Annotated in this window: 24 protein-coding genes; 21 read left to right on the plus strand and 3 right to left on the minus strand. The window is 68.9% G+C overall.

Annotated elements, in window-relative coordinates:
• Positions 1-115: 115 nt before the first annotated feature.
• From ACS5PM_RS04960 to ACS5PM_RS04990, 7 genes are all read left to right on the plus strand, one after another.
• A complete protein-coding gene (locus tag ACS5PM_RS04960; RefSeq protein ID WP_439386094.1) occupies positions 116-1,789 on the plus strand; it encodes an OFA family MFS transporter in 1,674 nt (557 codons plus the stop codon).
• Positions 1,790-1,883: 94 nt separating this feature from the next.
• A complete protein-coding gene (locus ACS5PM_RS04965; protein ID WP_439386096.1) occupies positions 1,884-2,438 on the plus strand; it encodes a hypothetical protein in 555 nt (184 codons plus the stop codon).
• 97 nt (positions 2,439-2,535) lie between these two features.
• Positions 2,536-3,018: an NUDIX hydrolase gene (locus ACS5PM_RS04970; RefSeq protein ID WP_439386098.1), complete on the plus strand. Its 483-nt coding sequence runs from the start codon at positions 2,536-2,538 to the stop codon at positions 3,016-3,018.
• Between the two features lie 125 nt (positions 3,019-3,143).
• The gene (locus ACS5PM_RS04975) at positions 3,144-3,365 is read left to right on the plus strand and encodes a hypothetical protein (RefSeq protein ID WP_439386100.1); all 222 of its coding nucleotides are present in this window, start codon (positions 3,144-3,146) and stop codon (positions 3,363-3,365) included.
• A gap of 27 nt (positions 3,366-3,392) precedes the next feature.
• Positions 3,393-3,836: a hypothetical protein gene (locus tag ACS5PM_RS04980; RefSeq protein ID WP_439386102.1), complete on the plus strand. Its 444-nt coding sequence runs from the start codon at positions 3,393-3,395 to the stop codon at positions 3,834-3,836.
• A gap of 37 nt (positions 3,837-3,873) precedes the next feature.
• Positions 3,874-4,311, plus strand: a complete 438-nt coding sequence (locus ACS5PM_RS04985; protein WP_439386104.1) for a hypothetical protein — start codon at positions 3,874-3,876, stop codon at positions 4,309-4,311.
• Between the two features lie 56 nt (positions 4,312-4,367).
• The gene (locus ACS5PM_RS04990) at positions 4,368-5,171 is read left to right on the plus strand and encodes a hypothetical protein (protein ID WP_439386106.1); all 804 of its coding nucleotides are present in this window, start codon (positions 4,368-4,370) and stop codon (positions 5,169-5,171) included.
• A 59-nt stretch (positions 5,172-5,230) separates the two neighbouring features.
• On the opposite strand, the gene ACS5PM_RS04995 is transcribed toward ACS5PM_RS04990, so the two are convergent.
• Entirely contained in the window at positions 5,231-6,094 is an 864-nt protein-coding gene (locus tag ACS5PM_RS04995; protein ID WP_439386108.1) for an amidohydrolase family protein, read from the minus strand.
• Between the two features lie 168 nt (positions 6,095-6,262).
• Between ACS5PM_RS04995 and ACS5PM_RS05000 the strand changes: the two genes are divergently transcribed.
• The 10 genes from ACS5PM_RS05000 (at position 6,263) to greB (ending at position 17,793) form a co-directional block, all read left to right on the plus strand.
• Positions 6,263-7,084: a crotonase/enoyl-CoA hydratase family protein gene (locus ACS5PM_RS05000; RefSeq protein WP_439386110.1), complete on the plus strand. Its 822-nt coding sequence runs from the start codon at positions 6,263-6,265 to the stop codon at positions 7,082-7,084.
• A 76-nt stretch (positions 7,085-7,160) separates the two neighbouring features.
• Entirely contained in the window at positions 7,161-9,038 is a 1,878-nt protein-coding gene (locus tag ACS5PM_RS05005) for a feruloyl-CoA synthase (protein WP_439386112.1), read from the plus strand.
• A complete protein-coding gene (locus ACS5PM_RS05010) occupies positions 9,035-9,805 on the plus strand; it encodes an SDR family NAD(P)-dependent oxidoreductase (RefSeq protein ID WP_439386114.1) in 771 nt (256 codons plus the stop codon). Before ACS5PM_RS05005 ends, ACS5PM_RS05010 begins: the two co-directional genes overlap by 4 nt.
• A gap of 116 nt (positions 9,806-9,921) precedes the next feature.
• Positions 9,922-11,082: an ABC transporter substrate-binding protein gene (locus tag ACS5PM_RS05015; RefSeq protein WP_439386116.1), complete on the plus strand. Its 1,161-nt coding sequence runs from the start codon at positions 9,922-9,924 to the stop codon at positions 11,080-11,082.
• 147 nt (positions 11,083-11,229) lie between these two features.
• Positions 11,230-12,267 (plus strand): branched-chain amino acid ABC transporter permease, encoded by a 1,038-nt coding sequence (locus tag ACS5PM_RS05020; RefSeq protein WP_439386118.1) that lies wholly within the window; start codon positions 11,230-11,232, stop codon positions 12,265-12,267.
• A gap of 1 nt (position 12,268) precedes the next feature.
• The gene (locus ACS5PM_RS05025; RefSeq protein WP_439386120.1) at positions 12,269-14,035 is read left to right on the plus strand and encodes a branched-chain amino acid ABC transporter ATP-binding protein/permease; all 1,767 of its coding nucleotides are present in this window, start codon (positions 12,269-12,271) and stop codon (positions 14,033-14,035) included.
• 139 nt (positions 14,036-14,174) lie between these two features.
• On the plus strand, positions 14,175-14,903 hold the full coding sequence (locus tag ACS5PM_RS05030; RefSeq protein WP_439386123.1) for an ABC transporter ATP-binding protein: 729 nt from the start codon (positions 14,175-14,177) through the stop codon (positions 14,901-14,903).
• 8 nt (positions 14,904-14,911) lie between these two features.
• Positions 14,912-16,666 carry an acyl-CoA dehydrogenase family protein gene (locus ACS5PM_RS05035; RefSeq protein WP_439386125.1) on the plus strand — a complete coding sequence of 585 codons (1,755 nt, stop codon included), beginning with the start codon at positions 14,912-14,914 and terminating at the stop codon, positions 16,664-16,666.
• Positions 16,663-17,178, plus strand: coding sequence for a MarR family winged helix-turn-helix transcriptional regulator (locus ACS5PM_RS05040; protein ID WP_439386127.1), 516 nt, complete (start codon positions 16,663-16,665; stop codon positions 17,176-17,178). Before ACS5PM_RS05035 ends, ACS5PM_RS05040 begins: the two co-directional genes overlap by 4 nt.
• Positions 17,179-17,229: 51 nt before the next feature.
• Complete coding sequence (gene greB / locus ACS5PM_RS05045; protein ID WP_439386129.1) at positions 17,230-17,793, plus strand: transcription elongation factor GreB; 564 nt, start codon at positions 17,230-17,232, stop codon at positions 17,791-17,793.
• A gap of 24 nt (positions 17,794-17,817) precedes the next feature.
• Here the strand turns inward: greB and ACS5PM_RS05050 are convergent, their stop codons facing one another.
• The gene (locus tag ACS5PM_RS05050) at positions 17,818-18,729 is read right to left on the minus strand and encodes a hypothetical protein (protein WP_439386131.1); all 912 of its coding nucleotides are present in this window, start codon (positions 18,727-18,729) and stop codon (positions 17,818-17,820) included.
• Positions 18,730-19,226: 497 nt separating this feature from the next.
• On the opposite strand from ACS5PM_RS05050, the gene ACS5PM_RS05055 reads away from it, so the two are divergent.
• From ACS5PM_RS05055 to ACS5PM_RS05070, 4 genes are read left to right on the plus strand one after another with little or no spacing between them, the layout of a single operon-like run.
• Entirely contained in the window at positions 19,227-20,585 is a 1,359-nt protein-coding gene (locus ACS5PM_RS05055) for a serine/threonine-protein kinase (protein WP_439386132.1), read from the plus strand.
• Positions 20,586-20,604: 19 nt separating this feature from the next.
• Positions 20,605-21,234 (plus strand): MotA/TolQ/ExbB proton channel family protein, encoded by a 630-nt coding sequence (locus ACS5PM_RS05060; protein WP_439386134.1) that lies wholly within the window; start codon positions 20,605-20,607, stop codon positions 21,232-21,234.
• A complete protein-coding gene (locus ACS5PM_RS05065; RefSeq protein WP_439386135.1) occupies positions 21,234-21,662 on the plus strand; it encodes an ExbD/TolR family protein in 429 nt (142 codons plus the stop codon). The genes ACS5PM_RS05060 and ACS5PM_RS05065 overlap by 1 nt, the downstream gene beginning before the upstream one ends.
• Before the next feature lie 7 nt (positions 21,663-21,669).
• Complete coding sequence (locus ACS5PM_RS05070; RefSeq protein WP_439386137.1) at positions 21,670-22,773, plus strand: hypothetical protein; 1,104 nt, start codon at positions 21,670-21,672, stop codon at positions 22,771-22,773.
• On the opposite strand, the gene ACS5PM_RS05075 is transcribed toward ACS5PM_RS05070, so the two are convergent.
• Positions 22,774-25,050, minus strand: coding sequence for a RelA/SpoT family protein (locus ACS5PM_RS05075; protein WP_439386139.1), 2,277 nt, complete (start codon positions 25,048-25,050; stop codon positions 22,774-22,776). It lies immediately after the preceding gene.
• Positions 25,051-25,087 lie beyond the last annotated feature (37 nt).

The following is a 25,087-nucleotide window of genomic DNA, read 5'->3' on the forward strand; positions in this document are numbered from 1 at the left end:
TGGTTTGCAGATGCGGCGGCCCCGTCCGCTTTACTTCGGCGGCCTTGGCGAATCGGTCGCCACCCCATTACATTGGCCGCCGTCACCTCATTTTCCACGTTAGCAAGGAGTACGAATGTCGGCTGTGATCGGCGTCGGCGGCATCCAGTCGCCAGGCTCACCCGGGTTGCTGGACAAGGAGCGCACCATCGCGGGGCCTGGGTTCAACCGATGGCTGGTGCCACCGTGTGCGCTGGCGATCCACCTGTGCATCGGCATGGCCTACGGCTTCTCGGTGTTCTGGCTGCCGCTGTCCAAGGCGCTGGGCGTGAAGCAGGCGCTGGCCTGCCCGGCGGGCACCACGTTCTGGATGGAGCTGTTCACCACCACCTGCGACTGGAGGATCTCGACGCTCGGCTGGATGTACACGCTGTTCTTCGTCTTCCTCGGTTCGGCGGCTGCCCTGTGGGGCGGCTGGCTGGAGCACGTGGGCCCGCGCAAGGCCGGCGTGGTCAGTGCCTTGTGCTGGTGCGGCGGCATGGTGCTTTCGGCGCTGGGCATCCACCTGCACCAGTTCTGGCTGATGATCATCGGCTCCGGTGTCATAGGTGGCATCGGGCTGGGCCTGGGCTACATCAGCCCGGTGAGCACCTTGATCAAGTGGTTCCCCGACCGGCGCGGCATGGCCACCGGCATGGCGATCATGGGCTTCGGCGGCGGCGCGATGATCGGCTCGCCGCTGGCGGCCGAGCTGATGAAGATCTTCGCCACGCCCACCGACGTCGGCGTGATGCCCACCTTCCTCGTGATGGCTGCGGTCTACCTCGTGTTCATGCTCGGCGGCGCCTTCGGCTACCGCGTGCCGCCCTCCGGCTGGAAGCCCGAAGGCTGGGTGCCCAAGGCGGCCGACGCCGGCAACGCCATGATCACCAAGGGCCACGTGCACGTGAAGAATGTCTGGTCCATCCCCCAGTTCTGGCTGGTGTGGATGGTGCTGTGCATGAACGTGAGCGCGGGCATCGGCGTGCTGGGCATGGCGAGCCCCATGCTGCAGGAGGTGTTCGGTGGCAGCCTGATCGGGGTGGGGCAGAAGTTCGCGGAGCTGGACAAGACGCAGCTCTCGGCCATTGCCGGCGTCGCGGCGGGCTTCACCGCGTTGCTGAGCCTGTTCAACATCGCCGGCCGGTTCTTCTGGGCCAGCCTGTCCGACAAGCTCGGCCGCAAGCTGACCTACGTGGTCTTCTTCGTGCTCGGCGGCGCGCTCTATGCGAGCGTGCCGGGCAGCGCCTCGGCCGGCTCCAAGCTGCTGTTCGTGAGCGCCTTCTGCATCATCCTCAGCATGTACGGCGGTGGCTTCGCCACGGTGCCCGCCTACCTGGCCGACCTTTTCGGCACCCAGATGGTCGGGGCGATCCACGGCCGCCTGCTCACCGCCTGGGCCACCGCCGGCATCCTGGGTCCGGTGGTCGTGAACTACATGCGCGACTACCAGCTCGGCCTGGGCATCCCGCGCGAGCAGGTCTACAACCAGACGATGTACATCCTCGTGGGCATGCTGGTCGTCGGCCTCGTTTGCAACTTGCTGGTGCGCCCGGTGGCCGACAAGTGGTTCATGAGCGACGCCGAGCTGGCCGAGGAGAAGCGCCTGGCGCACGAGCGCGCGCAGGCCACCGAGGTGCGCGGCCATGGGGCCTCGTCGGCAGCCAGCACCAGCCCGCTGATGGTGGCCGCGGCCTGGGCGATGGTCGGCGTGCCGCTGGCCTGGGGCGTCTACCGGACGCTGCTGAGCGCGGGCAAGTTCTTCCACTGAAGGCCGACGAAAGAGGCGGAACGCGCTGCACGCGGTGATGGAGCGGTCGAGGCCCCGGGTGTACAAGGCGGGCTCCCCGCACGAAGGAGTCCGGATGGAGCCCGACGATCGCCCGCCCCACGCCCTACGGCCCCCGGCTTCGTCCGGCGTCGTGGAGCACCCGCTGCCTGCCCATGCCTTGCTGAGCCGCTACGGCGGCGACCAGGGCTATGCCGACTGCTACGTTGCCACGGTGGCGCGCCGGGTGACGCAGGCCGAGTACGTCGAGGCCTTCTACACGACGGGCCTGTTCAAGCTGGAGCGCCGGATCCTGGGCGTCTTGGCAGGTCGGCCATCGAGCGATGAGCAGGCGGGCGAACTCGCGCGAGCCGAGCGCGACCGCTTCTCGGCGTGGACGGTCGAGGACCGGGCCGCCGGGCAATTGCTGCTCGCCGACGCGGTGGGCGGCACCCGCTCCTGGCTCATGACCGAGCCGGCGGAGGACGGCGGAACGCGGCTGTACTTCGGCTCCGCCGTCGTGCCTCGCCGGCGTGGCGGGTCGGCGAAACCGCGCATGGGCTTTCTGTTCCACGCGCTGCTCGGGTTTCACAAGCGGTATTCGAGGGCGCTGTTGAGCGCGGCCTGTCGCCGGCTGGGTCCCGCGGCCTGACGCTTGGCGAAGCCAAAATGGTGGCGGGCAGCCGTGCGCGGCCCTGCGTGACGACCGACTGGCTCGTCAGTGAAGTTTCCAGAACACATCGGATCCCATGATTTCCTTCGATGCCGGGACGCATCAGTTCCATTACCGTGCCGCCGCCGTCATCCTGCGAGGCCGCGACGTCCTGCTTCATCAGCTCGAGGGCGACGAGTTCTGGGCCCTTCCCGGGGGCAGGGTCGAGGCGGGCGAAACCGCTGCACAGGCCCTCGTGCGGGAGTTCACCGAAGAGCTGGGCGTCGCCGTCCGGTGCGGCGAGTTCCTCGGCGTCGCCGAAAACTTCTTCGCTCATGCCGGCAAGCCGCACCACGAGCTCGGTCTGTACTTTGCGGTCACTCCCGACCCTTCGACTCCCCTCGTGACGTCCGAGGGGCCTTACCTTGGAGTCGAAGGCGATCGCCCGCTGCGATTCGCCTGGTTCGACCGCTCGAGCCTTCATTCGATCGACCTGCGGCCGAGGTTCCTCGTCGAGGCGCTCGCGTGCGCAGAGGTCAGCATCGGCCATGCGGTCCAGTGCGACCTGGCGGCACCTTGAGCCGTTTGCCGGGACGCGCCGGCGCCGGTCTGCCAGCGCAGAATGCCTGCATGCCGTGCACCTCTTCGTCCCGGGCATTCCGTCCGGGCGGGTGCCCTGGCGAGCCGTCTGAAGAGGAAGCCGACATGAATCCCATCAAGCTCGTCGCCATCGCCCTGATCGTGGCCGGTGCACTCGGGTTGCTTTACGGAGGCTTCAGCTACACGAAGGAAAGCCACGATCTGAAGATCGGTCCCGTGGAGCTGTCGGTCAAGGAGAAGCAGGACGTCAACATCCCGGTGTGGGCCGGTATCGCCGCCATCGTGGCCGGGGGCCTTCTCCTGGTCTTCGGCGGCCGGAAGGGTTGAGCCCGAATGCTCCAGACGTCCCCTGGCATGCGCCGCATGAGAATGGCCGACCGGCCCGGACGAACGCCGGTCGCCGCCCGCTCCTGGCTCCTTGTCGCCGTTTCACTCGTGGCGGCGGCGCTGGCTCCATCGGCATTCGCCGAACCCGCTGCGGCCGAGACCTGCAGCCTGCGCGAAGTCCCCGCGCAGGCCGTCACCCTGGCCCGGCGCGGACTCGACCTGCGCATCTTCCCCGGCGCCCAGGCCATCGATCGCAAGTTCTCCGGATGCCAGAGCGTGTGGATGGCCAATGGATTCCTGCTGGCGCAGGCGACCTATCGGCAGGGCGTGGTGACCAAGTACGTGGGCAGCAGCCCGGATGGTTCTCGCACGGTCAGCTGCCTGTACGAGGCCGGCCGCCTGGCCGCGTCGGCCGGAGACTGCCCTGCATTCGAAGAGTTCCCGCTCAACAAGTCGGCCTCTGCCCGCTGAGAGCGGCGACTTTGTCCAGCTCCCTTCCGAGGTGCCCATGAGTTACGACCTGGCCGTCTTCGACCCCCGTGCGGAACTGCGCCGCCGCGAAGCCTTCGAGGATTGGTACGACGAGCGCACCGAATGGGAGGACGAGCTGGACTACAACGATCCTGCCAACGCTTCGCCGGCATTGCAGGACTGGTTCGACGAGATGAGGCAGCTCTTCACCCCGCTCAACGGTCCGTTCGCCGCGAGCGACGCCGGCGAAGGTCCGCTCGACAAGGTTGCGGACTACGGCATCGGGCCGGACATCATCTACGTGGCCTTCTCATGGTCCTGCGCCGAAGAAGCGTACGAGCACTGCAAGCGCCTGGCCGAGAAGCACGGCGTCGGCTTTCTCGATGCCAGCGGCGCGGAAGGCGCAGCCTGGTTCCCGTCCGCCGAAGGCAGGCTGCAGGTCGTGCATGTCGCCCCGTCGGGTGAGGGGGAATGAGTCTGCGAGCGGGGCGACGAGCCGCGCGACCCACCGTCCTGACCCTTGCCGATGACATGCTCGCTTTGCGCTTCTTGCTGATCTCCCTGTGGATGCTGCTCTTGGCGGGCTGCGATCAGCAGGCCTGGTTCGACAGGTTCGTCCCGAAGGAAGAGTCCGAAGTCGCGAAGCAGGTCATCGCCGCCTTCGGCTCGGCGGACTTCGCCACCATCGAGCGGCAGCTCGATCCATCGCTTGCCAAGGCTGACACGCGGGCCCGGCTGCAGCAGATCGCGGACCAGTTCCCCGCCGGGCCGCCCAAGTCCATCCAGGTCGTCGGCGCGCACACCATGACCAGGCAGGAGCGGATCACCTACGACCTGACGTTCCAGTACGAGTACCCCGACCGCTGGCTGTTGGCCAACGTGGTGCTGCAGCGCGAGAACGGTCAACTGCGGGTGGCGGGGATCCACGTCAACCGGCTGGCGGACTCGCTGCAGAACCAGAACCGCTTCACCTTCGCCGGCAAGGGCGTGGTGCACTGGGTGTTCTTCGCGCTGGCCATCGCGATCCCGCTGTTCATCGTGGTCGTGCTCGTGCTGTGCGCCCGTACCGCCATGGCGCGCCGGAAATGGCTCTGGCTGCTGTTCGTGGCGCTGGGGCTGGTCCAGATCTCGCTGAACTGGTCGACCGGCGAATGGAGCGTCAGCCCGGTCGCCTTCATGCTGCTGGGTGCCGGCTTCCACCGGGCCGGGCCCGGTTCTCCGTACATCCTGACCATCGCGCTGCCGGTGGGCGCGCTGCTTTTCCTGCTCAAGCGCCGCGAGTGGCTGTCAGCCGGATCGAACCCGCCGGTCGCGCAGGCCGCGCATCCCGAATGAACCGACGCGAAGGGTGGAGCAGCGGGGCATCGCCGCGTCCCGCATGTCGCTGAAGCGCGCTACGCCAAGCCCAGCAGCCTCTTTGCGTTCTCCTTCAGGATCAGCGGCTTCACCGCATCCTTGAAGCCCGCCTCCTCGAAATCCGCCATCCAGCGGTCGGGGGTGATGAGGGGGAAGTCGCTGCCGAAGAGGATGCGGTCCTTCAGCAGCGTGTTGGCGTACTGGACGAGCTGGGCCGGGAAGTACTTCGGGCTCCAGCCGGAGAGGTCGATCCAGATGTTGGGCTTGTGCAGCGCCAGGCTCAGGGCCTCGTCCTGCCACGGCCAGCTGGGATGGGCGACGACGATCTGCATGTCGGGAAAGGCCATCGCCACGTCCTCCAGCATCATCGGGTTGGAGTTCTGCAGGCGCAGGCCGCCGCCGCAGCGCATGCCCGAGCCTATGCCCGAGTGGCCGCTGTGGAAGATGGCGGGCAGCTTGTACTCGTTGATGACTTCGTAGATGGGCCAGGCCATCCTGTCGGCCGGCTCGAAGCCCTGCACCGTCGGGTGGAACTTGAAGCCCTTGACGCCGTACTCCTCGACCAGCTTGCGCGCCTCGCGAGCGCCGAACTTGCCTTTGTGCGGGTCGATGCTGCCGAAGGCGATCATGATGTCCGGGTTGGCCAGGGCAGCTTCGGCGATCTCCTCGTTCGGGATGCGGCGCCGGCCCAGCTGCGTCTCGGCATCGACCGTGAAATTGACGAAGCCGATCTTCTTCTCCCGGTAGAAGTCGATCGTCTCCTGCATCGTCGGCCGCTTGCTCGAGCGGAAGTACTTGTCCGCCGCGCGGTCGTACTCCTCGCCGTAGTTGTCGAAGGGGTTGCGGCAGGACACCTCCAGGTGGGTGTGGGTGTCGATGGCGATCAGTTCGGCGGTGTTCATGGCGGATCCTTGTTCGCAGGCCAGTTAGTTCATTGTCATAAACAAATCGATGGGGTGCAAGCGCGGCATGGGCTGGCCTTCTCTCGTGGAGGAAGATGCGTAAGGGTTAGTACCAAGTGGCGGTTGCTCCGGCAATTTAGTTAAATTGCATAAACATTCGGAGCGTCCATGAGCATCCCTGAAGGCCTCGTCTTCCAACCCGCCGGCGGTCTGCTGGCCCAGCTGGACCTGCTTCGCATCGAACTGGCCGGCCCCATCGCCCACCTGCGGCTGAACCGCCCGGCCAAGCGCAACGCGATCAGCGACACGCTCATCACGCAGCTGCACACGGCCTTCGTGAACCTGCCGGAGGACATCCGCGTGGCCATCCTCACCGGCGAGGGGGAGCATTTCTGCGCCGGGCTGGATCTGTCGGAGCTGGTGGAGCGGGACGTGCGCGAGGGCGTCCTTCACTCGCGCATGTGGCATGCGGCCTTCGACCAGATCCAGTTCGGCCGCGTGCCGGTGATCGCCGTGCTGCATGGCGCGGTGGTGGGCGGCGGCCTCGAGCTGGCCTCCAGCTGCCACGTGCGAGTCGCGGAACACTCGGCCTATTTCGGCCTGCCTGAGGGCCAGCGCGGCCTGTTCGTCGGCGGCGGCGGTTCGGTGCGGGTGCCGCGCCTGATGGGCGTGGCCCGCATGACCGACATGATGCTCACTGGCCGCGTCTACGACCGCGACGAGGGCGTGCACGCCGGCCTGGCGCAATACGCAGTGGCCGACGGCGCGGGCTTCGCCAAGGCGCTGGAGCTGGCGCGGCGCATCGCCAGCAACGCGCCCATGTCGAACTTCGCCGTGATGCACGCGCTGCCGCGCATCGCCGACCAGTCGCAGGACCAGGGCCTGTTCACCGAATCGCTGATGGCCGCGGTGGCCGAAAGCACGCCGGATGCGAAGGACCGCCTGCGCGCCTTCCTCGAAGGGCGTTCCAACAAGGTCGTCAAGTCATGAGCGGCGCCGCTGGGCCGCTCCCGAGGCGCCAGCTCCCCCTTGGGGGGACCGGTGCGCAGCGCCGTTGGGGGCAGGCATGAGTCCGCGTTACCGTGCCGCCACGGTGGGCGGCTGCGTCGAGGCCACGCTGGAAACGCGAGCCGACGGCACGCAGATCCTGCGTTCGACCGAGGCGTTGCGCTGGTATCCGGACCGGCTGACCGACGCGCTGGAACAGTGGGCTGCCGAGGCTCCTGACCGCGCGTTCGTGGCCAAGCGAGACCGCGGTGGTGACTGGCGCCGCGTCAGCTACGCGCAGATGCTTGGCCGCGTCCAGGCCATCGGCCAGGCGCTGGTCGACCTGAAGCTGTCGGCCGAGCGGCCGGTGGCCATCCTGTCGGACAACGACATCGAGCACCTCAGCCTGGCGCTGGGCGCCATGTGGGCGGGCGTGCCGTACGTGCCGATCTCGCCGGCCTATTCGCTGGTCTCGCAGGACTACGGCAAGCTGCGCCACATCCTGGCGACCACCACGCCGGGCCTGGTCTTCGCCTCGTCGGCGGCCTACGCCAAGGCCATCGCCGCCACCGTGCCCGCCGACGTGGCCGTGGTGCTGACGGAAGGTCAGGTCGAGGGCCGCGAGACGATTGCCTTCGACACGCTGCTGGCCACCCAGCCGGGCGAGCGCATCCGTGCCGCGCATGCCGCGGTCGGCCCCGACACCATCGCCAAGTTCCTCTTCACCTCGGGCTCCACCAAGCAGCCCAAGGGCGTGATCAACACCCACCGGATGATCTGCGCCAACCAGCAGATGCTGCGCCAGTGCATGGCCTTCCTGGCCGAGGAGCCGCCGGTGCTGCTGGACTGGCTGCCGTGGAACCACACCTTCGGCGGCAACCACAACGTCGGCATCGTGCTCTACAACGGCGGCACGCTCTACATCGACGAAGGCAAGCCCACGCCCAAGGGCATCGCCGAGACCTTGCGCAACCTGCGCGAGATCTCGCCGACGGTCTACTTCAACGTGCCCAAGGGCTTCGAGGAGATCGCCACCGCGATGGACACCGACAAGGTGCTGCGCGACAAGCTCTTCGCCAAGGTCAAGGCTTTCATGTTCGCCGGCGCAGGCCTGAGCCAGGCCGTGTGGGACAAGCTCGATCGCCACGCCGAGGCGGCGGTGGGCGAGCGCATTCGCATCATCACCGGCCTGGGCATGACGGAGACGGCGCCTTCGTGCACCTTCGCTGTCGGCACCGACGTGGCTTCGGGCCATATCGGCCTGCCGGTGCCGGGGGTCGAGGTGAAGCTGGTGCCTGATTCCAGCGGCGATCCCATGGGCAAGACCGAGATCCGCTTTCGCGGCCCCAACGTGATGCCGGGCTACTGGCGCGCCCAGGAGCAGACCGACGAAGCCTTCGACGAGGAAGGCTTCTACCGCACCGGCGACGCCGTCAAGTTCATCGACCCCGCCCACCCCACGCGCGGGCTGCTGTTCGACGGTCGCACGGCCGAGGACTTCAAGCTCTCGACCGGCACCTTCGTCAGCGTCGGCCCGCTGCGGGCCAGGGTCATCGTCGCCGGCGACCCGTGCGTGCAGGACGCGGTGGTCACGGGCCTGAACCGCGACGAGATCGGCCTGCTGGTCTTCCCCCGCGCCGACGAATGCCGCAAGCTCGCCGCCTTGCCGGAAAGCACGCCGCTGCCCGAGGTGCTGCACCACGCCGCCGTGCGCGGCTTCTTCCAGGGCCTGGCCGACCGCCTGTGGCGCGAGGGCACCGGCAGCGCCAACCGCGTCGCGCGGCTGCACGTGCTGGCCGAGCCGCCGTCCATCGACAAGGGCGAGGTGACGGACAAGGGCTCGATCAACCAACGCGCCGTGCTGGCGCATCGCGCGGCGCTGGTCGAGGCGCTGTACGAAGGGCAGGGCAGCGATCCCTACGTGATCCTGCCGAACCGAAAGGACGCATCCGCATGAAGATCGAAGGACAAGCCGCCCTGGTCACCGGCGGTGGCTCGGGCCTCGGCGAAGCCGTGGCCAGGGAACTGGCGCGCCTGGGCGCCAAGGTGGCCGTGCTCGACGTGAACGCCGCCGGCGCCGAACGCGTGGCCGGCGAGATCGGCGGCCTGGCCTGCCGCTGCGACATCACCGACACCGCTTCGGTCACCGCCGCGCTGGATGCCGCCGAGGCCGCCCACGGCCCGGCCCGCATCGTGATGAACATCGCCGGCATCGGCACCGCCAAGCGCGTGGTGCAGAAGGACGGCTCGCCGGCGCCGCTGGAGGATTTCGAGCGGGTGGTGCGCATCAACCTGATCGGCACCTACAACGTCATCCGCCTGGCCGCGGCGCGCATCGTCAAGCTGGCGCCGGTCGAAGGCACCAGCGGCGAACGCGGCGTGATGGTCAACACCGCTTCGGTCGCGGCCTTCGACGGCCAGGTCGGCCAGGAGGCCTACTCGGCATCGAAGGGCGGCATCGTCGGCATGACGCTGCCGCTGGCGCGCGACCTGTCGCAGTTCGGCGTGCGGGTGTGCACCATCGCGCCGGGCCTGTTCGCGACGCCGCTGATGAAGGAGCTGCCCGAAGAAGTGCAGGCCAACCTAGCGGCCAGCATCCCCTTCCCCAAGCGCCTGGGCCAGCCCGAGGAGTTCGCCTCGCTGGCCGCGCACATCGTGGCCAACGGTCACCTCAACGGCGAGGTGATCCGCCTCGACGGCGCGCTGCGGATGGCGCCGCGCTGAACACGTCATTCACGCGAGCCCTCGCAAAACAACACACGGGTTCTCGCGGGCGCGGGCCGATGACCGGCGCTGTTATGGTTTCGACAACGATCCACCAACGACCACTGGAGACTGGCATGCAACGCTCCCTTGCTGCTTTCACCCGCCCCCTTCGCATCGCCGCGGCCGTGCTCGCGGCCCTCGCAGCCGGCGCCGCGCAGGCCGATGTCACCATCGGCATCAGCCTGCCGCTGACCGGCCCGGCTTCGGGCCTGGGCATCCCCATGGCGAACTACATCAAGCTGTGGCCGAAGGAGATCGCGGGCGAGAAGCTCAACGTGATCGTGCTGGACGACGCGACCGACCCGACCAAGGGCGTGAACAACGCGCGCCGCTTCGTCACCGAGGACAAGGTCGACATCGTCATGGGCTCGGCCGCGACGCCGGTGGCCGTGGCCATGGCGCCGGTGGTGTCCGAGGCCAAGACCGTGCAGTTCTCTTTCTCGCCGGCCGTGCTGCCGCCCGGCGCGGACGGCTGGATGTTCCGCCTGCCGCAGGGCAACGCCGTGATGGCCCACGCCATGATCGAGCACATGAAGAAGCAGGGCGTGAAGACGGTCGGCTTCCTCGGCTACACCGATGCCTACGGCGAGAGCTGGCTGAAGGATTTCCAGGACCAGTCCTCGCTGCTGGGCGGCCCCAAGATCATCGCCACCGAGCGCTTCGCCCGCAGCGACACCAGCGTCACCGCGCAGGCGCTGAAGCTCGTGTCCGCCAACCCCGACGCGATGCTCGTCGTCGCCTCCGGCTCCGGCGCGGCGATGCCGGAGAAGGCGCTGGTCGAGCGCAACTACAAGGGCAAGATCTACCAGACCCATGCCGCGGCCACGCGTGACCTGATGCGCATCGGCGGCAAGGATGTCGAAGGCACCTTCGTCGTCTCCGGGCCCGCCGTGATTCCGGAGCAGCTGGCCGCGGACCACCCCTCCAAGGCCCTGGCGACCGACTTCGTCGCCAAGTACGAGAAGGTCTACGGCGCGGGCAACCGCAACCAGTTCGCCGGCCATGCCTACGACGCGATCGTGGTGCTCGAGAAGATCCTCCCGGTGGCGCTCAAGGCGGGCAAGCCCGGCACGTCGGAGTTCCGCGCGGCCATCCGTTCGGCCACCGAAGCCATGGGCCGCACCCCGGTGGCGCACGGGGTGCTGAACTACACCAAGGCCAACCACTGGGGCTTCACGACCGAGACCGGCCTGGTGCTCAAGGTGGTGAACAGCGACTGGAAGGTGGAACAGTAGACCCCCACGCCCCCTTCCGGGGGCTGCCCCCCGAGGGGGCTCTTGCAGCGGACCGGCAGAGCCGGATCCGCGCAAGGCACTTGGTTTCGCGAGTTGGCGTGCCATCGGATCCATTGCCCTCTGACCTGAGTCGTAGCTCCCCCCTGTATGGACTTCACCATTGCCAGCATCCTCGCGCTGGACGGCGTCACCAACGGCGCTGTCTATGCCTTGCTGGCGTTGGCCACGGTGCTGCTGTTCGCCGTGACCCGCGTCATCTTCATCCCGCAGGGCGAGTTCGTCGCCTTCGGGGCGCTCACCCTCGCCACGCTGCAGCTCGGCCAGATCCCCGGCACCGTCTGGTTCCTGCTCGTGCTCGCCGGCCTGGCCGCACTGACGGAAGCCGGCGAGGGCTGGCGCGCCAAGCGCCCGCCCGCCCGCATCGCCAGGGAGGTGCTGGCGACGCTGGCTTACCCCGTGGCGATTTCGCTCGTCGCCATCTGGGCCGCGCCCAGGCAGTGGCCGCTGTTGGCGCAGGCCGCGCTGACGCTCGCCTTGGTGACGCCCTTCGGCGGCCTGATCTACCGCCTGGCCTACGAGTCCCTGGCCGATGCCAGCGTGCTGGTGCTGCTGATCGTCTCGGTCGGCGTGCACTTCGCGCTCACCGGGCTGGGGCTGTACTTCTTCGGCGCCGAAGGCTTTCGCAACCCGAGCTTCTGGGACGAGCGCTTCACGCTCGGGCCCTTGAGCCTGACGGGGCAGACGCTGATCGTCTTCGCGGTCTCCATCGCGCTGATCGTGATGCTGTGGCTGTTTTTCGAGAAGTCGCTCTGGGGCAAGGCGCTGCGGGCGACCGCGGTCAACCGGCTCGGCGCGCGCCTCATGGGCATCTCGTCGACCAGCGCCGGGCGGCTGTCGTTCACCATGGCGGCCTTCATCGGGGCGCTGTCGGGACTGCTGATCGGGCCCACGACGACGGTGTTCTACGACTCGGGCTTCCTGATCGGCCTGAAGGGCTTCGTGGCGGCGGTGTTCGCGGGGTTGTCGAGCTACCCGCTCGCGCTCGTCGGCGCGATCGGCGTCGGCCTGCTGGAAAGCTTCGGCTCCTTCTGGGCCAGCGCCTTCAAGGAGGTGATCGTCTTCTCGGCCATCCTGCCGGTGTTGCTGTGGCGTTCGCTGCGTGACCCACACAGCGAGGAGCACTGACATGCTGCCGCGCAAGTTCTGGCTCCCGCTGTTCACGCTGCTGATGCTCGCGGTGCCGCTGTTGCCGGTGCCGGAGTTCTGGGTCACTCAGCTCAACTACATCGGGCTGTACGCCATCGTCTCGCTCGGCCTGGTGCTGCTGACGGGTGTCGCCGGCCTGACGTCGTTCGGCCAGGCGGCCTTCGTCGGCGTGGGGGCGTACACGACGGCCTACCTCAGCACGACGATGGCGGTCTCGCCGTGGATAGCGCTCTTCGTCGGCCTGGCGCTGGCGGTGGTGGTGGCGGTGGTGCTGGGCGCGCTCACGCTGCGCATGTCCGGCCACTACCTGCCGCTGGCGACCATCTGCTGGGGCCTGGCGCTGTACTACACCATGTCCAACATGGAGTTCCTCGGCAAGTACGACGGCATCCTGGGCGTGCCGGCGCTGAACTTCTTCGGCATCAGCCTGGCCGGCGCACGCGAGATCTACTTCCTGATCTGGCTGGTCGCGCTGGCGGCGGCGGTGGGGGTGACGCGCCTGCTGGATTCACGCCCCGGCCGCGCCATCCGTGCGCTCAAGAGCGGCTCGACCATGGCCGAGGCCATGGGCATCTCCACCCTGCGCTACAAGCTCACCGCCTTCGTGCTGGCGGCCATCCTGGCGGCGATGTCGGGCTGGCTGTTCGCGCACCTGCAGCGCACGGTGAACCCTTCGCCGTTCAGCCTGGGCAAGGGCATCGAGTTCCTGTTCATGGCGGTGCTGGGCGGCGTCGGCCACGTCTGGGGTGCCTTCGCCGGCGCCGCGGTCGTCAAGCTGGTGGAGGACGAACTGCAGGTGCTGCTGCCCAAGCTCATCGGCACCAGCGGCAACTTCGAGATCATCGTCTTCGGCCTGATCCTGGTGCTGGTGCTGAAGTACGCGCCTGAAGGGCTGTGGAGCTTCGTGCAGCGCTGGCTGCCGGCGCCGAAGCGGGTCAAGGATTGGGACGGCGCGGCGGCACTGCCCACCCGCTCCAAGCCCGAGCCGGGCTCGCTGCTGCTGGACGTGAAGGCGGTGCGCAAGCAGTTCGGCGGCCTGGTGGCGGTCAACGACGTGAGCTTCACCATCCACGCCGGTGACATCATGGGCCTGATCGGCCCCAACGGCGCCGGCAAGTCGACTACCTTCAACCTCGTCTCCGGCGTGCTGTCGCTGACCTCGGGCGAGGTGGTCTTCCGCGGGCAGAACGTGGCCGGCCTGTCTTCGCGCGCCATCGCCCGGCTGGGCATGAGCCGCACCTTCCAGCACGTCAAGATGATCCCCGAAATGACCGTGCTGGAGAACGTCGCGCTGGGCGGCTATTTGCGCAGCTCGTCCGGGGTCGCCAAGGCCATGCTCCGGCTCGACAGGGATGAAGAGCGGCGCCTGTTCGCCGAGGCCGAGAAGCAACTCGCGCGCATCGGCATGACCGGCCAGATGCACGAGCTGGCGGGCAACCTGGCGCTCGGCCCTCAGCGCCTGATGGAGATTGCCCGCGCCCTGTGCACCGATCCTTCGCTGCTGCTGCTGGACGAACCCGCCGCGGGCCTGCGCCTGAAGGAGAAGCAGGCTCTCGCCGAGGTGCTGCGCCAGCTCAAGAGCGAGGGCCTGTCGATCCTGCTGGTCGAGCACGACATGGACTTCGTGATGGGCCTGGTGGACCACATCGTCGTGATGGAGTTCGGCACCCGCCTCATCGCCGGCACGCCGGCCGAGGTGCAGGCCAGCCCGGTCGTTCGCGCGGCCTATCTCGGAACGGAACACTGATGATGGCCCACCCCCGAAGCGCCTTCGGCGCTCCCCCTCAAGGGGGCGCCGCCAGCGGCCCGGCAAAGCCGGCTCCGCGGCGTCCGCTTGGTCTGCGTAGTGACATGCCGTCGGATGGCGCGGCAAGGCAAGAGTTGGTATGACGCAACCCATTCTCCAGGTCAGCGACCTGCACGCCGGCTACGGCAAGGCCGAGGTGCTCTCGGGCCTGAACCTCACGCTGCCGCGCGGCGCGGTGGTCACTGTCATCGGCCCCAACGGCGCGGGCAAGTCCACCACGCTCAATGCGTTGATGGGTGTGCTTCCGTCGCGTGGCCGCATCGAGTTCGAAGGCCTCGATGTCTCCAACGCCACGCTCGAGGAGCGCGTGATGGCCGGCCTCGCGCTGGTGCCCGAGCGGCGCGAGCTCTTCGGCACCATGCCGGTGGAAGACAACCTCATCCTCGGCGGCTTCCGGCCCATGAAGCAGCGCGTGGCCAACTGGCGTTCGACGCTGGACGAGGTCTACACGCTGTTCCCGAGGCTGAAGGAGCGGCGCACGCAACTGGCCGGCACGCTGTCGGGCGGCGAACGCCAGATGCTGGCGGTGGGTCGCGCGCTGATGAGCCGGCCCAAGGTGCTGATGCTCGACGAGCCCAGCCTCGGCCTCGCGCCGCTGGTGGTGCGCGAGATCTTCCGCACCATCACCGCGCTGCGGTCCACCGGCGTGAGCATCCTGCTCATCGAGCAGAACGCGCGTGCCGCCCTCGAGGTCGCGGACCACGGCTACGTGCTGGAGACCGGCTCGATCGCTCTCGAGGGGCCGGCCTCCGAGCTGGCGCACGACCCGCGCGTGATCGAGACCTACCTCGGCGCCAAGAAGGCCTGAGGTCGGCCATGTGGCACTACGAACCTCCCTTGCGCGACATGCGCTTCGTCGTCGACGAAGTGCTTGCCGCGCCCGCGGCCTGGGCCCGCATGCCGGCCTTCGAAGGCCTGGACAGCGACACCGCGGCCGAGGTGCTCGCCCAGGCCGGCAAGTTTGCCGCGGAGGTGCTGGCCCCGCTGAACGGCCCCGGCGACCTGGCCGGTTGCCAGTGGCGTGATGGCGAGGTCACGACACCGCCCGGCTACCGCGCGGCGTACCAGGCCTTCGTCGAGGGCGGCTGGCCTGCGTTGGCCTGCGACCCCGAGTGCGGCGGCCAGGGCCTGCCGCAGCTGCTGAACGCCGCGCTGTACGAGATGCTCGCCGCCGCCAACCACGGCTGGACGATGTATCCCGGCCTGCTGCACGGCGCGTACGAGTGCCTGCACGCCCATGCGACGCCCGAGCTGCGCGAGCGCTACCTGGCCAAGGTGACCAGCGGCGAGTGGCTGTCCACCATGTGCCTGACCGAAGCCCACGCCGGCAGCGACCTGGGCCTGCTGCGCACCAAGGCCGAGCCGCAAGCCGATGGTTCGTTCGCCGTCACTGGCAGCAAGATCTTCATCTCCGGCGGCGAGCACGACCTGAGCGACAACATCGTCCACTTGGTGCTGGCCCGCCTGGCCGGCGCCCCGATGGGCACCAAGGGCCTTTCGCTGCTGCTCGTGCCCAAGGTGATGCCGGATGGCAGCCGCAATGCGGTGCACTGCGACGCCATCGAGAAGAAGATGGGCCTGAAGGGCAGCGCCACCTGCGCGATGCGATTCGAAGGCGCCACCGGCTGGCTGGTCGGCGAGCCCAATCGGGGCCTGGCGGCGATGTTCCTGATGATGAACGCGGCCCGCCTGCACGTCGGGCTGCAGGGCCTGGGGCACCTGGAGGTGTCCGGCCAGAACGCGCTGCGCTACGCGGCCGAGCGGGCCCAGTCGCGCGCGCCGCGGCGGCCCGAAGGCGCGGAGGCTGCCGTCGCCGATCCCATCGTCCTGCACCCGGCCATCCGCCGCACGCTGTGGACGCTGCAGGCGCGAGCCGAAGGCGGCCGCGTGCTGGCCTACTGGGCCGCGCAGGCGCTGGACGAGGCGGCCTGCGATCCGGACGAGGCCGTGCGCCGCGCGGCCGAAGACCGTGCCGCACTGCTGACGCCCGTGGTCAAGGCCCTGCTGACCGAGCTGGGCCACGAAGGTGCGGACCAGGCGCTCGGCGTCTGGGGCGGCCACGGCTACATCCACGAGACCGGCATCGAGCAGGTCGTGCGCGACAGCCGGGTGGCGATGATCTACGAGGGCAGCAACGAGATCCAGGCGATCGACCTGCTGCTGCGCAAGGTGCTGCCCGACGGCGGCGCGCGCCTGGGGCAGTTGCTGGACTGGGCCGGCGCGCAGGCCGAAGGGGCGTCCAATGCCCAACGACTGCGCCAGGGCCTGCAGGCGCTGCGTGAATGTGTCGATGCGCTCGTCGAGGGCACGGCGAGCGACCCGGAGTGGCCGTACAGGGCGGCAGACGACTTCCTGCATGCGCTCGGCGAGGCGCTGCTGGCCTGTGCCTGGGCGCGCAGCGAAGTCGCAGCGAAGGCCGCCCTGGCCGAAGGCGCCGCCGACACCGCCTTCTACGAGGCCAAGCTGCAACGTGCGCGCTTCCAGGCCGAGTACCTGGGTGGCGAGCTGCCGCGGCGCTTGTCGTCGGTCGAGCGTTCGCGTGCCGAGCTGCCCTTCCTGCCGACGCCATGACGGGCCGCGACGACAAGGCCATGGAGCACGCCGCCAGCGACCCGCCGGAGACGGGCCTTGGGCCCCACGACGGCAGCCTGAACCAGGGCGCCCTGACGCACCTGGTGGGCTATGCCGCGACGCGTGCCTCGGTCGAGCTGAAGAAAAGCTTCCAGCGTCACATGGGCCCGCTCAGGCTCAAGGCAGTCGAGTTCTCCATCCTGGTGCTGGTCGACACCAACCCGGAGGTCAACCAGAAGCAGCTGGGCCGCGCGCTCGATGTCTCGGCACCCAACCTGGCCGTGACGCTGGACCGGATGGTCAAGCAAGGCTGGGTGCGCCGGGAACGCAGCGAGCGCGACCGACGCGCGCAGCTCGTCCGCCTCACGCCGGCCGGCCAGTCGCTCGTCACGCGGGCCCGCAAGATCGCGCTGACCATGGAGCAGGATGCGTTGAAGGTGCTCTCGCCGGCCGAGCAGGCGCTGCTGATCGAGCTGCTGCACCGCGTGGCACAGCGGTTGCCGGGACGCTGAGCAGGCCAGGCCCGCCCACCGGGCCGGCGCCGGCGAGACAATCGAGCCCGCATGAACAAGGCCTTCACCAAGGAATCCGACGCCGCCGATGACGACGACGACGGCCCCAGCCTGCCGCCCTTGCCCGCGGGCAGCAAGAACTACATCACCCCGGCCGGTTACGCGCGGCTGCGCGGCGAACTGCTCAGTCTGATCGACGTCGAGCGGCCCAAGGTGGTGGAGGTGGTCCACTGGGCCGCCTCCAACGGCGACCGCTCCGAGAACGGCGACTACATCTACGGCAAGAAGCGCCTGCGCGAGATCGACCGCCGCATCCGCTTTCTGACCAAGCGGCTGGACATCGCCGAGGTGGCCGACCCTTCGCTGCACCACGGCAGCGACCAGATCTTCTTTGGCGCCACCGTCACCTACGCCAACGCCAAGGGCGAGGAGCGCACCATCACCATCAAGGGCATAGACGAGGCCGACCACCTGCACGGCGAGGTGAGCTGGGTCTCGCCCATCGCCCGCGCGCTGCTCAAGGCGCGCGAGGGCGACGAGGTGTCGCTGATGACGCCGGGCGGCGTCGAGACGGTCGAGGTGATCGAGGTGCGCTACCCCCGGCCCGAGCATTGATCCCGGCGGGCGCGGCCCGTCGCATCATCTGTTGCCGGCTGGGGCAGGCTCCACGAGGTCGTGGGCTTGCTTGACGATCCTGGCCGCGTCCGCGCTCAGGTTCTGCACGCCTTGAGCGCCGAATGACATGGCCTGGCCGACCGCCTGGAGTTCGGTCAACAACTGCTGGCGCGGATCGGAGGAATCCAGGCGTTCGCGGACCCGGCCGGCGAACGCTTCGTCGAGCAGGGGCGGCGGAACCGGGTGGTTCCTGGGAGGCATTTCGCTCAGGAGGTCCTCGGCCCGGTCGAGGCGGTCGAAGGTGGAGGACTTGAACCCGCGCGAGAACTCGTCCGCCCACTCGTGGTTTTCGGCCGCGCTTTCGAGGCTGAAGGTGGCCTGGGTCGCGGTCTGGTCGGCGTCATTGACGAGCTGGCTGTCAGGCGCGAAGACGGCCGGTCCGTCCCGCCACGGGTCGATCACGATGGCCGGCTCTTCCTCCCCGGATGTGTTCACTTCGGCCCAGGCATGGCTGCTGGCCTCGTGCGAGACCAGCCGGACCTGTTCTTCCGGCGGCCGGCCGGCGGCTTGCGCCTTGTCGCCATACGACAGCGCCGCAATGGCGGCCATGTTGGTGCAAACCCCGGCGCCGAAGGCCCTGGCCGTCATCGCGGCGGTGGCGTAGACGCTCGCCGCGGGGTCGGGGCCGTGCTGGAAGCCCATCTCTACCAGCTCCTGGTGCAGCATCTGCGCCGCGGCGGCGCGAACCTCGCTCTCGCCTTTGCTGGCGCGGATGTCCGCTTCGACGTTGCCTCGTCCGAAAGGCAGGGCCGTCCTGGCGCTGCGTAGCGCCGCGTCAGCGAGCTCCAACCGTTCGACACCGGATTCATCCACCGGTCGCCCGTCGAGCTGCCGGGCCAGGAGATAGCCTGCCAGCGGCACGGCTTCGTCAGGCATCGAGCTTGTCCGGCGGGTATCGCCCTCGGTCGCGTGCCGCTGGCGGCGGGCCGGCAGGTCTGCAAGCGGCCCGCTGCCTGCAGCCACGGCAGCGGCGTGCGATGGCGCCTGCGACGTCGAGGGCTCCGCGGGGGCGGTGGCGGACGTCGGCCGGTTCGACTGGCTTGACGAAATGGGATTCATGCTGGCTTGCGTGGCGCGTCCGGGAACTCGGAGCGCCGAGCCTGCCCGCGCTGCGTGAGGGGGGGCGCCAGCGCAGGAAGCGCAGGCCTGAAACGCGAACCGAATGCACAAGCACGACGGACGGCGCGACCGGCTCGCCAAGGTGTCGTCCGATTCCGGACACCCGGGCTGACCGGGTCCGGAGCGCTGTCTATGCTGGTGCCTCGCCAGGAGGGTCGCCCATCCATCGCATAGAAAGCTTCGTCGCCAGCGATCGCCTGCTCGAACGCCTCAGGCGTCGGGTCAGGGCTCATCCCTATCTCGCCGGTTCGCTGGTGCTGCATGCGCTGATCGCTTCGGCGCTGGCGAGCATGCCTGGCCTGGGCGAAGGCGAGCGCGCCCATGCCGAGGCCACTGCCGAACGGCTGGTGCAAGCCGGCCTCGCGCAGACCGAGGAACGCCTGCTTCGCGCGCGCGTCGAGCGCATGGCGGAGATCCACCGCCTGCTGGCCGAGGCCGCGGGACGGCCGGCTGGCCGGGCCGCCGACCTCGAAGGGGCATCGTCCCAGGCGCTCGCCGAGCGGGCTCAAGCACTGGCGGCCGACATCGAGGCGCTGCAGCGCAGGCTGCAGGCCCAGGCGCTGGCACGCCTGGCCGGCATCCCGCTGGAGCAGGCCCGTCGCGAGCTGGAAGCCCGCGTCACCGCCCGGGCGCCCGAAGTCCCCGCCTCCACACCAGCCGACACCATCGAACGACTGGAACGCCGCGCCCGCGAGGCCCTGGAGGCCCAACGGGCGCAACTGCAAGCGCGCCGCGAAGGCATGCCGGTGTCGACGGGCCAGCTGCGCCCCGCCGACGGCATCCCGCGTTCTCTGGCGGTGCAACTGGCGGCGGAATTTCGCAGTGGCCCACCGCAGGGCAAGGTGGGCGAGCCGGGCGTCGAAGGCGGGCGCTCCATCAACCCGTGGAAAGTCGAAGGCACGGCGGGTGGTCGCGATGCGCGCGACGGCGACGCGCTCCGCACAGGCGCCACCAGCGTCATGGGCATGGCGGCGCCCGTGCGCGTGCCGGGGGGCCGCCTGGACCTGACGGGCCCTGCAGCGCAGGGCGAGGCGGCGGTCGCACCGCCTGCCTCTGTCGATCTCGCCGCGGTGCGCACGGGGGCAGGCCGCGTCATCGGCCCGGGCGGGGCCTTCGCCAACCGCATCTACCTCGACAGCTGGTACCTCATCGGCCCTTTCGAAGCCGCAGGGGCAGACCCGCTGGACGCCGTGCATCCGCCGGAGGAAAGCATAGACCTCGAAGGCAGCTACCGCGGCCTGGGCGGCCAGGTGCTGGGCTGGCGCTACGCCAGCCGCGGCTTCTACCCCTTCATCCCGCCCGACCGCGCCGAGGGCGCCGTCTACTACGCCTACACGGAGCTGCGTGTCGATGAAGACCGCGACCTGTGGCTGAGCCTGGCGGCCGACGACGACTCCATGCTCTGGCTCGACGGCCGCCTCATCTGGCGCAGCGAGCGCCGCGACAAGCCCTGGTACCGCCCGCCCTACTACCTGCCGGACGAGCAGGTGGCCAGCCTCGCGCTGAGCGAGGGCGAGCGCAAGGTCCACCTGCAGGCTGGCGTGCACCGCCTGCTGTTCAAGCTCTACAACGACCACGACCGCACGTTCTTCTCGGTCGTGGCCGCGCCCTGACTATTCACCGGGAGACCAGATGCAGTTCAACTTCCTCCAGCAACTGGCCGCCGGCGGTGCCGGCATCTGGGTCATCGCCGCGCTGTCGGTGCTGGCCATCGCGGTGGCGCTCGAACGCTTGCATCGCTTCCGGCCCTCGGCGGTGGTCCCGCCGGGGCTCGTGGACGAAGTGCTTCCGCTGTGGCGGACCGGACGCTTCGACGAGTTGGAGGCCGTGCTGGCGGCCGACGGCAGCGTGCTGGCCCGCACCCTGCGGTTCGCGCTGGCCCACCGTTCGCGCTGGCCGGCCGAGACGCTGGCGCAGAGGGCCGGTGAGGTGGCCTCGCGCGCCTTGCGAGGCCAGCAGCAGCGGGCCTATCCGCTGGCGGTGGTGGCCACGGTGGCGCCCATCGTCGGGCTGCTGGGCACGGTGGTCGGCATGATCGAAGCCTTCCACGTCATCGCCTTCACCGGCGGGGTCGGCGATGCCTCGCTGCTGGCCGGCGGCATCTCCAAGGCGCTGGTCAACACCGCGGCGGGCCTGGCGGTGGCGCTGCCCTCGCTGGCCATGCACCACTTCTTCCGTCACCGGCTGGTCACCAGCGGCCTGGCGCTCGAGGAGCAGCTGGAGCGCGTGCTCGACGGCAGCCCTCCCGCAGAGGCTGCCTGATGCGCATTGACCTCGGCCACGACGACGAGCCGGAGATCAGCCTCATCGCGCTGATCGACTGCATCTTCTTCCTGCTCATGTTCTTCATGGTGGCGACCTCCTTCAAGCACCAGGCCGAGGGCCAACCGCTGAAGGAGCTGCCGATCACGCTGCCGCAGTCGGCGGTGTCGCTGGACCCGTCGATGGCAGCGCCCGAGGCGGTGGTGATCGGCGTGGATGCCAAGGGCGGCCTCTACTGGGGCCGCGAGCGGGTGACGCCGGTGGACCTGCGCCGCCGCCTGCATGAGGTGGCGACGCGCCATCCCGGGCAGCCTGTGCGCATCGATGGCGACGTCCTGGCTCCGTACCAGGAGGTGATCCACCTGCTGGACCTGTGCCAGTTCGAGGGGCTGACCCGCATCTCGATGCGGGCGAGGGATGGCGCCTGACCGGTGAATGCAATACAAGAAGACATCCAGTGCAATCGACGGAGGACTGATGCCTAAGGCGCTCCGATCGTCTGCGGTCAGCGCAGTTCTGGCGCTGGCATGTCACCAGGTCTCTGCCGCGCCCGCGTACGCGGTGGCGGAGGCGTATTCCAACTTGAATGCCTACGCACCCGTCGATCTGAACGAACGGGAGCATGTGGCTTTTCAGGCTGCCCGGCTCGACGGGTCGACGACCGGCGTCGTCTGCAAGAAGAAGTGCCGCGACGTCCCGCCGTTGGTGAATGACGATTCGGCCTATGCGAGGCTGGCCGCCATCGACAGCCATGGGCGCGCTGTGGGGCAGTCTCCCGCGCAGCACACGTACCTGCATGCGATCCTGTTCGACGGGAAGTCGACCGTGGATCTGGGTGCGTTTGCCGAAGACGACTGCGGCGGCTGCAGCCTGGCCAGCTGGGCCAACGACATCAACGACAAGGGTCAGGTGGTCGGCCTGGGCTTGACGGCCGATGGTTGGGCACGGGGTGCGCTTTGGGAAGAGGGTGTGATCCAGAAGCTGCCAACTTTGGGTGGCGATGTCAGCGAGGCCTACGCCATCAACGACCACGGCGTGATCGTAGGGCGTGCGGAGACGGGCGGACCGACGAAACAGGGCCGGGCGTTCGTCTATCGACGAGGACAGATGTTCGATCTCGGCGTACTCGGGACCGGCACTGGCTCCATCGCCTTCGATATCAACCGCTCGAACCAGATCGTGGGCGACTCCTCGACGGACGGCGCCGACGCGATTCGCCCGTTTCTATTCGCCGATGGAATCATGAGGGAGATCCCGCTGCCCCTTGCAGCGATCACCGGTACGGCTTGGCGGATCAATGATGCGGGCTGGGTGATTGGCACTTACCTGCCCGTCGGCTCGCCGCGGGCCACTCCGCATGGTTTCGTCTACAACGGTGAAGGGACCTTCGACCTCAACGACGTGATCAGCCCGGAAGATCAGGCCAAGTGGCTGATCCGGAGCGCCAGCGCCATCAACGAGTCCGGGCAGATACTGGTCAGCGCGACACAGCGGTCGAACGAAACCATCCACGTCCTGCTGCTGACGCCCGGACCCTGATCAAGGCCTCACGCGCTGCACGCGCAAGACCGCCGGCGTGCGCTTCAGGGTGCGCAGCACGTCGGCCAGGTGCAGGCGGTCGCGCACGCTGACGAGCAGCTTCATGTCGGCGGTCTCGCCCGGGCGCTCGTCGCCCATGTCGATGTGGGTGATGTCGGCTTCGGCCCGGCTCACCGCCTGGGCCACTTGCGCCAGGGCGCCCTTGCCGTTGTGCAGCAGCACCTGCAGCTGGCTCTCGAACGGGCGGGTCGGCTCCTCCGCCCATTCGACCTGCATCCAGCGCTCGCGGTCGCGGTCGTACAGGCGCTGGCCGACCTGGCAGTCCGAGGTGTGCACGACCAGGCCCTCGCCGCGGCCGAGGTAGCCGACGATGCCGTCGCCGGGGATGGGGCGGCAGCAGGGCGCCATCGTCACGCTGGCGCCCTCGGCGCCGTCGATGACCACCAGGCCCTGGACCGCTTCGCCCTCCGGCATGGCGTAGCGGTTCAGGCTCAGCGTCACTGCGTCCGGCCGGTAGCCTTGTTCGCGCAGGTCCTGCGCGATGCGCTTGGCGACGATGGTGGCGATCTTCTTGCCCAGGCCGATGTCGGTCAGCAGTTCGGCCGGGCTGCGGTTGCCGCTCCATCGCAGCACGCCTGACCAGATGGTGTCGGGGCCCGCCGGATCGACCGGCGGCAGGGCCAGGCCTTCCAGCCGCAGCGCCTGCGCCAGCATCTTCTCGCCCAGGGCCTGCGACTCCTCCTGCTCGAGGTTCTTCAGGTAGTGGCGGATCTTGGAGCGGGCGCGGCCGGTGCGCACGAAGTTGAGCCAGGCCGGGTTGGGCCGGGCATTGGGGGCGGTGATCACCTCGACCACGTCGCCGGAGCGCAGCTCGGCGCGCAACGTGGCCGGCTCGCCGTTGATCTTGGCGGCCACGCAATGGTCGCCCACGTCCGAGTGGATGGCGTAGGCAAAGTCCACCGGCGTCGCCCCGCGCGGCAGGGCGAGGATCTTGCTCATCGGCGTGAAGACGTAGACCGCGTCGGGGACGAGGTCGATCTTCACGTGCTCGAGGAACTCGCCGGCGTCGCGCGTCTCGTCCTGGATGTCGATCAGAGACTTCAGCCACAGCGCGCCCAGGCGCTGCGCCACATCCGACGGGTTGCCACCCTTGGTGCCGACCTTGTAGAGCCAGTGCGCCGCGATGCCGGCCTCGGCCACGGCATGCATGGCCTCGGTGCGGATCTGGAACTCCACCGCCGTGCCCAGCGGGCTCACCAGCGTCGTGTGCAGCGACTGGTAGCCATTCGCCTTGGGGATCGCGATGTAGTCCTTGAAGCGGCCCGGGACAGGCTTGTAGAGCTGGTGCAGCACACCCAGCGCCAGGTAGCAATCCTGCAGGGTCTGCACCACGATGCGAAAGCCGAAGATGTCGCTCACCGAGGCGAAGCCGGCGTGCTTCTCGCGCATCTTGCGGTAGATGGAGTAGACCGTCTTCTCGCGGCCGCTCACCTCGGCCTTCATGCGCGATTCGGCGAAGCTCTGGGCCACGTCCTTCTGCACGCGCGAGACGATGTCGCGCCGGTAGCCGCGCGAGCGCTGGACCGCCTTCTCCAGCGCCGCATGGCGCCAGGGATTCAGGTGGGTGAAGGACAGCTCCTGCAGCTCGCGGTAGACCTGGTTCAGGCCGAGCCTGTGGGCGATGGGCGCGTAGATGTCGAGCGTCTCGCGGGCGATGCGCTGGCGCTTGTCCGGCTTCATGGCGCTCATCGTGCGCATGTTGTGCAGCCGGTCGGCCAGCTTGACCAGGATGACGCGCACATCGCGCGACATGGCCAGCAGCATCTTGCGGAAGGACTCCGCCTGGCCCTCCTCGCGGGTGGAGAAGTTCAGCTTGTCGAGCTTGGTGAGGCCATCGACCAGCTCGGCCGTCGTCGCGCCGAAGCGCTCGATCAGCTCGGTCTTGGTGATGCCGCAATCCTCCATCGCGTCGTGCATCAGCGCGGCCTGGATGGCCTGGGAGTCGAGCTTCCAGTCGGCCACGAGGCCGGCGACGGCGATGGGATGGGTGATGTAGGGTTCGCCGCTGGCCCGGAACTGGCCCAGGTGGGCCTCGTCGGCGAACTTGTAGGCGTCGCGGATGGCCTTGAGCTCGCCCTTGGGCAGGTGGCCCAGCTTGGCGGCCAGGCCGTCGAAGGTGTTGACCTCGGCGCTGGGCGGCGAAACCGCGGCCGGCACGCGCGTGCGCCCCTGCAGCGCGGTTGGCAGCAGCTCGGCAGCGAACGAGCGAATACCCATCCTTGGAATTTAGCCGAGATTCCCCGGGTGCCCGGCC

The sequence above is a fragment of the Ideonella flava genome (assembly GCF_051857595.1).
GTDB lineage: Bacteria > Pseudomonadota > Gammaproteobacteria > Burkholderiales > Burkholderiaceae_C > Ideonella.